Source organism: Streptomyces sp. NPDC059247, assembly GCF_042754005.1.
Lineage (GTDB): Bacteria > Actinomycetota > Actinomycetes > Streptomycetales > Streptomycetaceae > Streptomyces.
On sequence record NZ_JBHYZW010000009.1, the window covers coordinates 13248 to 26776 of the forward strand.

At 69.0% G+C, this 13529-nt stretch carries 6 protein-coding genes; 3 read left to right on the plus strand and 3 right to left on the minus strand.

What is annotated here, in order from left to right:
* Positions 1-28 precede the first annotated feature (28 nt).
* The gene (locus ACFXGN_RS18080; protein ID WP_384859854.1) at positions 29-1048 is read right to left on the minus strand and encodes an NADP-dependent oxidoreductase; all 1020 of its coding nucleotides are present in this window, start codon (positions 1046-1048) and stop codon (positions 29-31) included.
* A gap of 117 nt (positions 1049-1165) precedes the next feature.
* Here ACFXGN_RS18080 and ACFXGN_RS18085 point away from each other — a divergent pair, with 117 nt between their 5' ends.
* Positions 1166-1600 carry a MarR family winged helix-turn-helix transcriptional regulator gene (locus ACFXGN_RS18085; RefSeq protein ID WP_384859857.1) on the plus strand — a complete coding sequence of 145 codons (435 nt, stop codon included), beginning with the start codon at positions 1166-1168 and terminating at the stop codon, positions 1598-1600.
* 38 nt (positions 1601-1638) lie between these two features.
* Here the strand turns inward: ACFXGN_RS18085 and ACFXGN_RS18090 are convergent, their stop codons facing one another.
* Together ACFXGN_RS18090 and ACFXGN_RS18095 are read right to left on the minus strand one after the other, a co-directional pair.
* Positions 1639-1911 (minus strand): hypothetical protein, encoded by a 273-nt coding sequence (locus ACFXGN_RS18090; protein ID WP_384859860.1) that lies wholly within the window; start codon positions 1909-1911, stop codon positions 1639-1641.
* An 86-nt stretch (positions 1912-1997) separates the two neighbouring features.
* Positions 1998-8120, minus strand: a complete 6123-nt coding sequence (locus ACFXGN_RS18095; RefSeq protein WP_384859862.1) for an RHS repeat domain-containing protein — start codon at positions 8118-8120, stop codon at positions 1998-2000.
* Between the two features lie 396 nt (positions 8121-8516).
* Between ACFXGN_RS18095 and ACFXGN_RS18100 the strand changes: the two genes are divergently transcribed.
* A complete protein-coding gene (locus tag ACFXGN_RS18100; RefSeq protein ID WP_384859865.1) occupies positions 8517-11636 on the plus strand; it encodes a VCBS repeat-containing protein in 3120 nt (1039 codons plus the stop codon).
* Positions 11637-12395: 759 nt separating this feature from the next.
* On the plus strand, positions 12396-13457 hold the full coding sequence (locus ACFXGN_RS18105; RefSeq protein ID WP_384859868.1) for a rod shape-determining protein: 1062 nt from the start codon (positions 12396-12398) through the stop codon (positions 13455-13457).
* Positions 13458-13529: the final 72 nt, after the last annotated feature.

The following is a 13529-nucleotide window of genomic DNA, read 5'->3' on the forward strand; positions in this document are numbered from 1 at the left end:
GCCCACGATCGCGGCGGCTGAGGGAAGACTAACGCGCCAGCGAGACGATCATCTTTCCGGTGTTGTCCCCGCGCAGCAGTCCGAGGAAGGCGTCCACACCCTGCTCGATGCCCTCGGCGAAGGTCTCGCGGTGCTTGAGCTCGCCCGAGGCGAGCCAGCCGCCGACCTCCTGGACGAACTGCTTCTGGAGGCCGTAGTGGTCGCCGACGAGGATGCCCTGGAGCCGCAGCCGCTTGCCGATGATCATCGCCATGTTGCGCGGACCGGGCACCGGCTCGGTGTCGTTGTACTGGGCGATCATGCCGCAGAGGGTGGCGCGGCCGTGCACGTTGAGCGAGGAGATCGCGGCTTCGAGATGGTCACCGCCGACGTTGTCGAAGTAGACGTCGATGCCGTCCGGGGCGGCGGCGCGGAGCTGCTCGTCGACCGGGCCGTCCTTGTAGTTGAAGGCGGCGTCGAAGCCGAGCTCCTCCACGAGGAACTTCACCTTCTCGTCGGAGCCCGCCGAGCCGATGACCCGGGAGGCGCCCTTGATCCGCGCCATCTGGCCGACCTGGCTGCCGACCGCCCCGGCGGCGCCGGAGACGAAGACCGCGTCGCCCTCCTTGAAGGAGGCGACGTCGAAGAGGCCCGCGTAGGCCGTGAGACCGGTCATGCCGAGGACACCGAGGTACGCGGAGAGGGGGGCCAGCTCGGGATCGACCTTGGTGGCCTGCTGCGCGGGCACGTCCGCGTACTCCCGCCAGCCGAGGCCGTGCAGGACGTGGTCGCCGACCGCGAACCCCTCGGCGGCGGAGGCGACGACCACGCCGACGGCGCCGCCGTCCATGGGGCGGTCGAGCTGGAACGGCGGGATGTACGACTTGGTGTCGTTCATCCGGCCGCGCATGTACGGGTCGACGGAGAAGTGCAGGTTGCGCACGAGGACACGGCCCTCGGCGGGCTCGGCGACCGGTACCTCGCGCAGGGCGAAGTCCGCGGGGACGGGCCAGCCGTGGGGACGGGCGACGAGGTGCCACTCACGGCTGGACGCGGGAAGAACGGACATGAGCACGGCCTCCGGGGAGAAGCTTCGGGAAGCTTCGGATCAGAAAAGCTTCATTGACTGAAACAATCATGCGCCTGGATATTTCATGTTGTCAAGTATCTGGGTAGACTGGTGCCCATGGCCACCTCACGCACGGACCCACTGACCCTCGAAGTCGTCGAGCTGATCGGCACGGTCGTCGCGCGCTACTACGAGGAGTACGAGCAGGCGGCTGCGGAGCACGCGCTGACCGGCGCGCAGGCGCGGGTCCTCGGCCTGCTCTCGCTCGACCCGCTGCCGATGCGGCGCATCGCCCAGAAGCTGAAGTGCGAGCCGTCCAACATCACCGGGATAGTGGACCGCCTGGAGGCCCGGGGGCTGGTGGAGCGCCACCCGGACCCGGCCGACCGCCGCGTGAAACTGGCCGTCCCCACGGAAGAGGGCCGCGCCACGGCCCACCACCTCCGCGACTCCCTCAACTTCGCCCGCGAACCCCTCGGCGAACTGACGGAGATCGAACGAGCACTACTGAGGGACCTGCTGAGGCGGATGCTGGGAGAGGGCGGGACGTAGAGAAGGGAGCGCCCACCCGGGTGAAGCTCGCGACAACGTCACCCAAGAAACGCGACCACTTCAGTGACCACTCCGATGAAGCCGAGAACCGCCATCACCGAACCCACCAGCCGAATGGTACGAGGGGTAGCCATGCCACCACCCCCGGGCATTACGCCGGAAACGAATCGATAGAACGTTTCGGCACATCCCTTGAGATCGATGGCCAATGAAATTCCGATCAAAAAGAAGAGGAGAAAGAATAGCGCGGAATAAAAATCACCTCCTCCTGAATTAGATCCACCAATCGCCAACGCAAGGGACCCACGCATGTCAACCACCCAACTGCCGGTGCGAGGAGCATCACCCCTCGCACCGGCACTCAATTTCCGGAATTGAATGTTCTTTCAGAGTCGGATCAGCCTATGGTGAAGAGCCTACCCACCTTGGTTCCGTAGCTTGAGGTGAGCCCGAACTCGGCGCCTACTCCTGTACCAATACCCAAGCTTGTGGTACCGACGGCTTCCCCTCGACCGTTCCGGGTATTAATGGCCCTCTCATGCGCCGCGGAGACCGCGACCCCATAGGCCAGTGTGCCCGTTGCTCCCCAACCGTCTCCCCGCAGGTTCTCGAAGTCGGTGGCGTTACTCCCCATCATGCTGAGTGTGGTGTTGCCGCCGAAAGACGGAGCCTCGGGCCCCTTGCTCAAGCTCAGCCCCACGTCCCTCTTCCCATCCATGCGGGAAGTCGACACGATGCAGCCGCTAACCGAGACGCCCACTCCGAGTCCCACAGACCCGCTCACGCACAGCCCAGTCGTGTCCGGGTTGACGAACGGGTCCACCACCTTGTGCACCTTGTCCCCGATCTCGCTTTTGATCTTGCCCCAACGGCTCTCGCTCGCTCGCCGCTGCGCCTCGGCTTTGGCTCGGCGTTCCGCCGCTCTCTTCGCTGCCTGGGCCTTCGCCGCCGCTGCCTTCTTCTCGTCGTAGTGGAAGACCTTGTAGTTCGCGGTGTCCGCGCGGTACGACTTGTACCGCTTTCGGGATTCCGGGTCCTTGCGGGGGGTCTGGTGCCAGATCCAGTTGCCGCTCTTGTAGGTGTAGCCGACCGACATGCCTCGGTCGTCGCCCCAGCGGGTGTCGTTGTACGAGGCTCCGCCCGCCGGGCCGTCGGGGCGCAGGCCCGTCGGGTCGGCCTTGGTCAGCGGGTTGTTGTGGCCGTAGGCGTAGGCGTTCATCTGGGCCGGGTCGCCGAAGTCGATGACCGGGTCGACCGAGAGGAAGCGGCCGGTCGTCGGGTCGTACTCACGGGCACCGAGGTGCGTGAGACCCGTCGGGTCGTTCGTGCCGCCGACGAAGCCCCGGGGTCCGAAGGTCCCCGCCTGGGCCGTGCGCAGTCCGCCGAAGGGGAGCTGCTTGCGGTAGGTCACCGCGAGAGTGGCGGCGTCGATGGCGGTCAGTGCCGTGCCCTGGTGGTCGCTGACCAGGTAGGAGACGGTCGTTCCGGTGCGGACCGCGACCGTCTCTCCGCCGTGGGTGTAGTAGCGGGTGGCGGTCGTCGTCCCGCCTTCCGTCCTCTTGAGTTCGTCACCGTTCGGCAGCGTCAGCACCGTGCTCTTGTCGGCGTTCTTGGTGACGAGCCGGCCGCCGTCGGCGCCGTACAGGTAGGAGGTGGTCGCGCCTCCCTCGGTGAGGGTGGCGAGGTGGCCCTCGGCGTCCCAGGTCAGGTCCTGGACCTTGGTGCCGATGGTCCGGTTGGTGGTGTTGCCGGTGGCGTCGTAGGCGAAGGTGCTGACCCGTCCGTTGTCCGGGCCGCCGGTGACGGTGGCCTGCTGGACGGCGTGCGGGCGGTCGGCCTTCTCCGCCGGGTGGGTGTAGTCGGTCGTGGCCCCGGCGAGCTTGTCGCTCTGCTGGGTCCTGTTGCCGAGCTTGTCGTAGCCGTAGGTGAGCCAGTACGCGTCGGAACCGCCGACGCCGGTGGCGGACGGCGCCGTCGCGCAGTCGGTGGTCGCCGTCCACGCCTCGGTCAGCCGCCCGAGGCCGTCGTTGGTGAAGCACTGCCGGTCGGTGGCCGCGGTGGCGCCCTGGCCGGTGGTGCTGGTGACACCGGTGACATTGCCCGCCGGGTCGTAGGCGTACAGGGACCGGTCGACCCGCTGCGGGGCGAGGAACCTGTCCGTGGTCCGCTCGATCAGACGCCCGGTGTGATCGTCGTACGCCTGGGTCCGGAAGACCTTCTTGTCGAGGTCCTGTCCGAACTCGGTGCCGACGGGACGCCCGTAGACGTCGTACTGGACGTTGGCGACGAGGAGGACTCCGGCACGGGTGGTCCGGTAGGGCTGGTCGTCACTGTTGTAGTTGGTGACGACCCGCTCGGAGGGGATGTCGCCGACGGCCGGGTGGAGCGTCCAGTCGAGCGCCCCGGTCTGACTGTTGTAGCCGTGTGTCCAGGTGTAGGTGTCGGTCGGGGCGGTCCCCGTCCCGGGCACGGTGAGACTGGTGGACGTCGGCTGGTAGCGGTCGTTGTACCCGCCGGTCGCGGTGGTGTACTGGTCGCCGCCGTCGAAGCGGGTGCTGCTGGTGAGCTGCCCCTTGGCGACGGTGTCGTAGGCCCACTTGGAGAGCGTGGTCGTGCCGTTCTTGACCTCGGTCTTCCGGCCGAGCTTGTCGTAGACGGTCGTCAGGGTGACGTCCCTGGCGTCCTTGCCGGTGACGACCTGGCCGTTGGCGTCGTACGTCAGGACGGTCAGGCCCTTGTCGGGGTCGTCGACCTCGGTCTTCTGGCCCCGGTTGTCATAGGTGTAGCTCCAGCTGTTGCCCGACGGGTCGGTGACCGAAGTGGGCTCGTCGAACTTGCCGTAGGCGTAGTCCGTCGTCTGGGGCTGGGTCTGCCCGGCCCCGGCGTACTGGATGAGCTGGGTCGTCCGGCCGTTGGCGTCCGTCACCTTGGTGGTGGCGGTGCCGCCCTTCGGCGGGAGGACGGTGACGCGGTCGCCTTCGTAGACCGTCCTGGTCCGCCACTTCTCCTCGCCCCGGAACATCGAGACGGCTTCGGTGACGCGGCCCAGACCGTCGTAGGTGTTCTCGGTGACGTTGTCGACCTGGTGCTCCTGCTTGGCCGTGTACAGGGTCGCCGACGGGGCGACCTCTCCGTAGTACGGCGCGAAGCTCTTGTCGACCCAGCCCCGGGAGTCGTAGCGGGTCTCCGTCAGGATCGTGTGCTGGGTGCCGCCGGCGGGGGCCTGCGACTGGCGCTCGCGCAGCAGACCGTCGTACAGGGCGTACGTGGTCCGGTAGGTGCCGTCCTGCTTGAGGGTCCTGGTGGTGACGGCGTTGGGCTGGGTGGTGGAGATCCGGTACTCGTACTGCGCCGAGGGCACGGTCTCGTGGCCGGTCTTGGACCAGCCAGGCTGCCACATCTGGATCACACGGCCGAGGCCGTCGTGGACCGCGTCGGTGCGCTTGCCGTTGGCGTCGACGGACGCGACGGCCACTCCGCGCACCGGGTCGTAGGTCGTGGTCGAGGCGTGACTGAGGGCGTTCGTCACCTTCATCGAGGTGGGAATGCCCGTGTCCGGGGTGTAGGCGGTCGTGGTGGTGTTCCCGAGCGCGTCGGTGTCGGTGAGTTCACGGCCGTGCTGGTCGTAGGTGTGCTTCGCCGTGGTGAGGTACCCGGTGCCCGCCGCGTCCTGCTCGTCGATGCGGGTGACGTCGCCCTTGGTCGGCGCCGTGGTGAGCGAGGCGGCACCGTCGTAGTAGCGGCGCTCGACCGAGATCAGGTCGGCGGGCAGCTTCGGAGTCGTGCCGCAGGGCTTGGCGACGGTCCTGACCTCCGAGGGCAGCCCGAGGAGGGCGCCGGGGGCGTAGGTCGTCGTGGTGCACTCCTCGTCGCCCGGCTTCGCCGTGTCGCCGAGCCGGGACTCGGTGAGGACGTGGCCGTCGGCGTCGAAGGTCCGCTTCGTCTCGGTGGCGCGCCAGCCCTGGCCGACGGCGGTGCGGGTCTTCTCCTGCTCGCCCCCCGTGACGTACGCCTTGCGGGCGGGCAGTCCTTCGCCGCGCGTCTCCGTCGCGGTCGGCGCGGAGACCGAGGGGATGAAGCTGCTGGTCGCCTCCAGACGTCCGCCGTCGCCGTTGAACGTGGCCTCCTCGCGGGTCATGCCCGCGAACGCCTCGTGGTCGGTCGCCGGGATTCCCTCGCTGTCCTTCACCACGGCTCCGGGGATGCCCCGGAAGTAGCGGTACTCCTTCAGCGTGCGCGGAACGGGATAGGCGCCGGTCCGCACCTGGACCAGGCCGAAGCCCTTGCGGTCGCTGTAGGTGAGGTGCTGGGCCTTGGTGAACTCGTCGTCCTTGGCCTTCGTCCAGGCCATGCCCTCGGGGTAGGTGTACTCGGTCCGCTTGGCGGGCTGCCCGCCGGTGTTGTCGTTCTCGACGATCAGGTTGACCGCGTAGGCGTGGAACCAGTCGAGGTAGGGCTCGTAGTTGGCGGCCGGGGCGTCCGGCGGGGACCACTTGACCGGGTAGCAGCGCCGGGTGTTCGACGCCGGGGACGGAACGCTCGTGGCGGAGCAGTCCTGCGGCGTGTAGCCGATGCCGATGGTGCCGCCGGACTCCGTGTTGACGGCGGCGATCCGGTAACGCCACATGCCGGGCAGCGGGTCCGGCTCACCCCCCGTGGTGGCACCTACGACGCGGTTCGGGAGAGAGATCCCGCTGAAGCCGACCTGGGGCATGGTGACGGCACCCGTGCCCGTGTGGCCGGTACGCCTGATCGACTTGAGCCAGAGCGGGGCGGCGCCGCCTCCCGGTGAGGGGAAGTTCGCGTCCAGGGCCCAGCTGTCGACGGGCTTCCAGGCACTGGCGGACCAGACGTGGGTGGCGATGGTGGTGAGCTTCAGACGCGTCCAGAAGGACGGCGAGTAGCGGTTCTTGCACTCGGTCCCGGTGGCGCAGTACTGGTCGAAGGGCACGTCCGGCCAGTTCTTCGCGTTGGTCGCGTCGAAGGTGGCGCAGCCGGTGACACAGCGTTCGGAGTAGGTGAACTCCACCTTCGCGGACGGCTGGCCGTAGGGGTTGGTGTCGCGCAGCCCGTACTCGATGCGCTTCAGGTAGCCGCTGCGGTCGTACGGGGTGGACGTGGAGGCGCCGGTGTTCGGATCGACGTTGCGGCCGTAGGAGTTGGCTTCCTCGCCCCAGTAGTACGTCATGGCGTCGCCGTGCGGGTCGACGACGTGGTCGAGGTTCCAGCGCCATGCCTGCTGGCACCAGGCGTCCTTGAACGTCGCGTTGTAGCAGGGCTCGCCGGTGTGGTTGCCGAAGACGGGCACGGTCCAGGTGGAGCGGGTCTCCGTCTTGCCGGTCACCCAGGTGTCCAGCCGGTTGGCGCCGAAGTAGTACCGGGTGCCGTCCGGGGTCGTCACCTTCCAGTACTCGCCGTTGTCGTCACCGTTGTTGTCGCCGTAGTTGTCGGCGGAGGTACTGACGGCCTTGACGATCTTGGTGCCGTCGTCGGCCTCCAGGGTCCACGCCCCGGTGGCGGTGTCGCGGACGAGCTGGTTGGTACGGCCGCCGAGGTTGAGGACCGCGTTGTCCTTCTTCCAGCACAGGTCGCCGACCTTGGCGGTGGTGTTGTTGCTCCCCGCCTTGTCGTCGGTGCAGGGGATGTACTGGCGCTCGATGTAGCCGGGCTCCATCGACCAGCCGTCGCCGATGCCGCCCGGCTGGTTGTTCGTCGCGGCCGTCCGGCCGTCGAGGGACTGCGATCCGTAGGACAGCTTGAGCTGGGGGCTGACATCGCCGGGAACGTCCGGGACATCGATGTCATAGTTCCAGGAGAAGCCGCCGTTGGCGCCGCCCGCCGACCATGAGGCGGAGGGGGCGAGGGAGGTGGCCCTGAAGTCACCGGCCGAACCGGCGGCCGCGGCGGTGGCCGCGAGGACGGTGGCCCGGCCCGCCGTGGCGGACAACTTCAGCGGCGCGGTGAGGGTTCCCGCCTCGGTGTCGTTGGCCGTCGGCAGTTCCGTGCCGATGCCGCAGCCCTCCGCCGCGGGGGTGGTCAGCGCACACTCGGGCAGCGCCCGCAGCCGCAGCCGGGAGGCCCAGTCACCGCCGTACGCGTCGCGGAAGGCGTCGTAGTCCAGCTCGACGCGCACCTCGCCCGTCGAGCTCTGGAGGGGCCGCACGGAGAGCACGACCCCGTCGACGCCCAGGCGCTCGGCCGCGCCCCGGCCGAGCATGTTCACGCGCGTGCGGTCGGCGGCCTTCGCGTTCCGCTTCCACACGCGGACGCCCGGGACGCCCTCGTCGACGAGCGGTGACACCGCTCCGGCCGTTCTCGCCGACAGCGCGACGGCGGACGACCCTGCGAGGGACAGGTCCGCCGACGCTTCGGCGGGCCAGGTCGCGCGGGGCGCACGTCGCTCCGGCGCGGCCGAGGCCCGCTGCCGGTCGGCCAGCCGATTCGGAGCGACCGGCTCGACCTCCACCGGTTCGAGCCGCTTCGGAGCACCCGGCCTCCACTCGTCGACTGCCGCAGCCACGGGTCCCCCCAGCAGACCGACGGAGAGGAACCCCGCGGTCAACACCGAGACCGTTTTTATCCTTTTTCTACCTATGAGAGCCCTGCTCCCCTTGAGTGCACTCACGTGCGTTTTCTCCCCACCCCTATGGACATATGAGTCGCATAAACATCACGAACCGACGAAATCTAACAGCCGAGGTTTACTTTCTGGCCAAGTAGCTTGAAATCGCCCATGAATCAGTCAGGTCCCCATCGATATAGGGTCGAAAATGGGTCAAAGTGAAAGAAAAAACCAGGTTGATCTTCGAGAATGGAGACTGAATCAAGCCAACGGATAGTCGACTCAGATACAAAACTGCATGTTGACCAAAAACGATCTACTGTGCAGATCGACCGAATCCTGGGAGGGGACCACATGAGGAATCGGACCATCAGAAAGAGATCCGGAAGATCCGCCACCGCCGTCGTGGCCGTCGTCGCCGCCGCCGCGCTCGGCACCACGCTCATGCCTCAAGCGTCAGCTTCGAGCCCGGCCGGGGGGCCGGGGTCAGACGCGGCGACAGTCGCTGAAAGAACCGCCTCACCTGCACCGACACCCGACGAGGAGGCCAGCAGGAAGGCCAAGGAGACCGGACGGCCCGTCGAGGTGCTGGCCGACCGCACCGAGACGTCGCAGCTCTTCGCCAACCCGTCGGGCAGCTTCACGCGCGAGCAGTACGCGCTACCGCGCTGGACCCGGCAGGACAACAAGCTCGTTCCCATCGACACGGAACTGTCCTCCACCCCGGAGGGGCGGATCGCCCCGAAGGCCACCACCGTCGGCCTCTCGTTCTCCGGAGGCGGTTCCGGACCTGCCGTGAGCATCCTTCGCGATGGCCGAAAGCTTTCGCTCACTTGGCCGAATGAACTGCCGAAGCCCCGGACGGACGGCGACACCGCCACCTACCCCGAGGTGCTGCCCGGGGTCGACCTCGTGCTGCGCGCGGGCGACAACGGGTTCGGTCAGCTCCTGGTCGTCAAGACGCCCGAGGCCGCCGCGAATCCGGCGCTCGAGAGCGTCCGGTTCGCCATGGCCACGGACGGACTCAGAGTCTCCGCCGACACCCACGGCAACCTGACCGCCGTCGACCCGGCGGGCCAGGAGGTCTTCGTCGCCCCCACTCCCCGCATGTGGGACAGTTCCGCCCCGGCAGCAGCCGCCAGGTCGTTCTCCACCGCCGGAACACCGGCGCCCCCGACCGACGCCTTCGAACCCGGCCCAGGTGCCAAGGCCGCCGACCTGGGTGTCTCCCTCGACAAGGGCTCGCTCACCCTGGCCCCCGACCAGCCGCTGCTCACCGGCCGGAACACCACCTACCCGGTGTTCATCGACCCGACCTTCGCGGCCCCCGGGGCCCGCGAGGCATGGGCCCTGGCCTACAAGGCCACGCCCGGCACGGCGTACTTCAACGGCGCAGGGTGGCGGAACCCGAACGGGAGCACGGGCACCAGCGAGGCCCGTGTGGGGTACGAGAACATCACCGACGGTCTGGGCCGCTCCTTCTTCCGCATGGACTCCAACAACCTCTGGAACACCCGGAAGAAGATCAAGACCTCGACCTTCAGGATCAAGAACACCTGGTCCTGGTCCTGCGAGAACAGGCCGGTCGAACTCTGGCTCACCGGGGGAATCTCCACATCAACGACCTGGAACAGCCAGAACAACAGCACCATGTGGGCCCGGAAGCTGGACCAGCGGAACGAGTCCCTCGGCTGGGGCTCGGGCTGCCCGGCGGGCAACCTCGCCTTCGACGTCACCTCCGCCGCGACCGAGGCGGCGACGAAGAAGTGGAACAACATCACCCTCGGGCTACGGGCCACCAGTGAGACCGACGTCTACGGGTGGAAGAAGTTCGACGTGGGGACGGCGGCGCTCTCCACGGAGTACAACACGTACCCGAACGCGCCGACGAACCTGGGGAGTTCTCCGGACACCAGCACCGACGCCTGCACTTCGGGGATGGGCGTCTGGGGCATTCCGACGATCGGCTACACCGACCTCACCCTCTCGGGCACCTTCTCCGACCCGGACAAGGGGTTGGTCAAGGCGCGGTTCGGCCTCTGGCCCACCGGGTACGGCGGTCCCACCAATGAGGTCAACCAGGTGGTCGACGTCCCCTCGGGCAAGGGGGCGAAGCTGCCGATTCTCAAGGAGACCCTGAAGAAGCTCCTCGACGACGTGGGCAAGAACGGCTCGGGCAGCTTCTCCTGGCACGCACGGGCGGAGGACGGCGAACTCGTCAGCGCCTGGAGCCCCACCTGCATTTTCAAGTTCGACTCCAGCAAGCCCAGTACACCGCCGTCTGTGAAATCCGAGCTTTTCCCCGACGGCACGGAGGGCTGGCCCGAGACCACCGGGATGGCTCGCTCCGAAGGCAAGTTCCGTATGCAGAACCAGGCGGCCGAGTCGGTGTCGAGGTTCGAGTACTGGACCGACTGGGACCCCACTGTCCGCACCAGGCCAGCCGGCGGCGGGGCCATCTCCGACATCAGCCTCACTCCCCCCAGCGCAGGCAGGCACACCCTGAGCGTCCGCGCCGTGGACGCGGGCGGCAACATCTCGGACACCACGCGCTACACGTTCTACGCCAACGGAACCGGTGTTCCCGACAAGCTGGGTGACCTCAACGGGGACGGGATCGCCGACTTCTACGGCGTGCGCGCCGACGGCGAGCTGTGGTTCTACGGCGGTAGCGGCGTGGGAACGGTGGCACCCGCCGTCGTGGCGTCCGACGAGGACTTCAGCGGTGCCGCCATCACCCGGCGGGGCGACTGGACCCAGGACGGGTACGAGGACCTCCTCTCGCTCGACGCCGGAAGCGACGGGAAGACGCTGACGGTCCGCCCCAACAACGGCTTCGGTCACGCCTGCTCCGCACGTGACGAGCAGGCCGACGGCGCCTCCAAGTCCTGCCAGTACGACAAGATCGAACTCAAGGTGTTCGACAACGACAACAACAACCACTGGGCCAACGCCTCGGAGATCCTCGCCGTCGGCGACGTGGACGGGCCACTGGACACGAACGGCGACGGCACGGTCGATGTACCGGGACACCCGGACCTCCTGGTCAAGGAGGGCAACCTGCTCTGGCTGTACTTCGGGGCGGCCAACCACTACCTGGACAACCGGGCTCCCGTCCTCGTCGGTACCGGCGGCTGGGCCAACTACACCCTGGCGGCCCCGGGCGACCACGACAAGAACGGCCGCGTCGACCTGTTCGCCCGGAACAACGCCACGGGCGAACTCCGCTTCTACCCGGGCAGCGGGCCGAACGGTGAGGGTCTCGGGACCGGTTCCACGTCCTCCGTCATCGGTACCGGCTGGACCCCGGCCAACCGGCCGCTGTTCACGGCGGTGCCCGACGCCAACGGCGACGGCACCCCGGACATCTGGTCCACGACGGGCGACGGCACCCTGCACTTCTACCCGAACTCGCTGGGTTCGGGTCGCATGGTGGGCACGGGCGGCTGGAGCGGTTTCCAGGACCTGAGCTGATTCGACAGCCCCTGTCCGCAGAAGGGCAGCGGAGACCCGTAGCAGTCCCTGAACACCTATGACGGCAGGGGTCCCCGGCATCCGTGGATGCCGGGGACCTCTGCTGTTCCCTTGCCCGCACCACCACAGGAAAGGGGTGCGGGTCGGGGTGGGGGCGGTGTCGGCGGGGGCGCGGGCTCCTCAGGCTCCGGGGATGCCGGGGAGCGCTCCGGAGGGGCCGTCGTCGCCGACGTTCCCTCGGAGCACTCAGCGGCGGACGGCTCGCTCCGTCCCCGGACCCGGGCCCCCGTGCGCGGCCGGACGGCGCGGCGGCCCGACGGCGTCCAGTTCGTAGACGTGCTCGCAGTCGGGCCGTGTCGGCTCCGCCGTGCCCGGGAGGTCCGCCGGGGCGGCGGGGCGGACCGGGCCGTCCCGGGGCCGGGTATGTGGGGTTTCTCGTGGCGCAGTTGCTCGGCCGGGGGCCCGCGCGCGGTACGGGCGCGGGGGTCGTCGAGGTGGTGTCGGTACGGGTGGCAGTGGTCCATGGGGCCGCGGGCCATGTCGGGCCGTACGCCCGAAGGGAGGAAGCGGCGTGCGGATTCTGTGAGGAAATCGCAGGTCGGCGGCGGTGCGTCGTGATTCTCTCGCTTCGGTGCCCCTCGCCCCCGACGCCCCGGGCGGCTCATCCCAGCGCGCGCCGCGCGCCGGACCGCCGGACGATGCCAACAAGGACCGCGCATCACCTCGCCCGTGCCAGCACCGCACTCCGGAGGAACCGTCGTGACCGTCAGCCTTGAGCAGCTGCGTCGTTGCCATGTCGCCGTCGACCTGGGTGCCGCCCGCACCCGGGTCTTCGTCAAGGGCGTCGGACTCGTCGTCGACGAGCCGAGCGTCGCCGCCGTCAACACCCGTACCGGAGCGCTCATCGCCGTCGGCGCGCTCGCCGAGAAGATGACCGGCCGCACCCCCGACTACATCCGGGTCGTCCGCCCGGTCTCCGGCGGCACGGTCGTCGACATCGAGATGGCGCAGCGGATGCTCCGCCACCTCCTCGGCGAGAAGCTCCGCCGTCAGCTGCGCCGCAAGCCCCGGCTGCGGGCCGCCGCCTGCACCCCGCACGACAGCGACCCGCTGGCGCAGCGCGCCGCCGTCGAGACCCTCGTCGGGCTCGGGGCGCGCCGGGTGGAGCTGGTGGACACGCTGATCGCGGCGGCGGTGGGCTGCGGGCTGCCGGTCGAGCAGCCGACCGCCACCATGATCCTGGTGTGCGGGGCGGCGACGACGCAGGTCGCGGTCCTCTCGCTCGGCGCGATCGTGACGGCGGAGCGGATGCCGGTCGGCGGTGACGCCATCGACCACGCGATCATCCAGCACCTGCGCCACCACCACGAGCTGATGCTGCCCAGCCAGTCGGTACGGCCGCTCCAGCTGGCCCTCAGCGGCAACGGACTGACCCCGCAGGGCCCGGCGTGGACCGAGATCCACGGGCGGGACGTCGCCACGGGCCTGGCCCGGTCGGTGACGGTCGACACCGCCGCCGTGCGGGAGGCCATCCACACCCCGCTGACGGCGGTCCTCGACGGCATCGGGAAGGTGCTGCGGGACTGCCCGCCTGACCTGGTGGCCGATCTCGCGGACCGGGGGATCATGATGGTCGGCGGCAGCGCCCTGCTGCCGGGGCTCGACCAGATGCTGCGCGAGGCGACCGGGATGCCGGTGCACATCGCCGAACGGCCGGACGTGTGCGCGGTCCTGGGACTCGGCGCGATGCTGGAGGGCAAGGTCCAGCCGATGATCCTCGACCCGCTGGCGGAGCGCGACCCGCTGGCCGACGACGACTGAACTCCCGGCGCGGGCCCGCCCGTCGGGCCGCCCGCGGCCTCCCCCGGAGCCTCCCAGCCCCCCCTCCCGGGC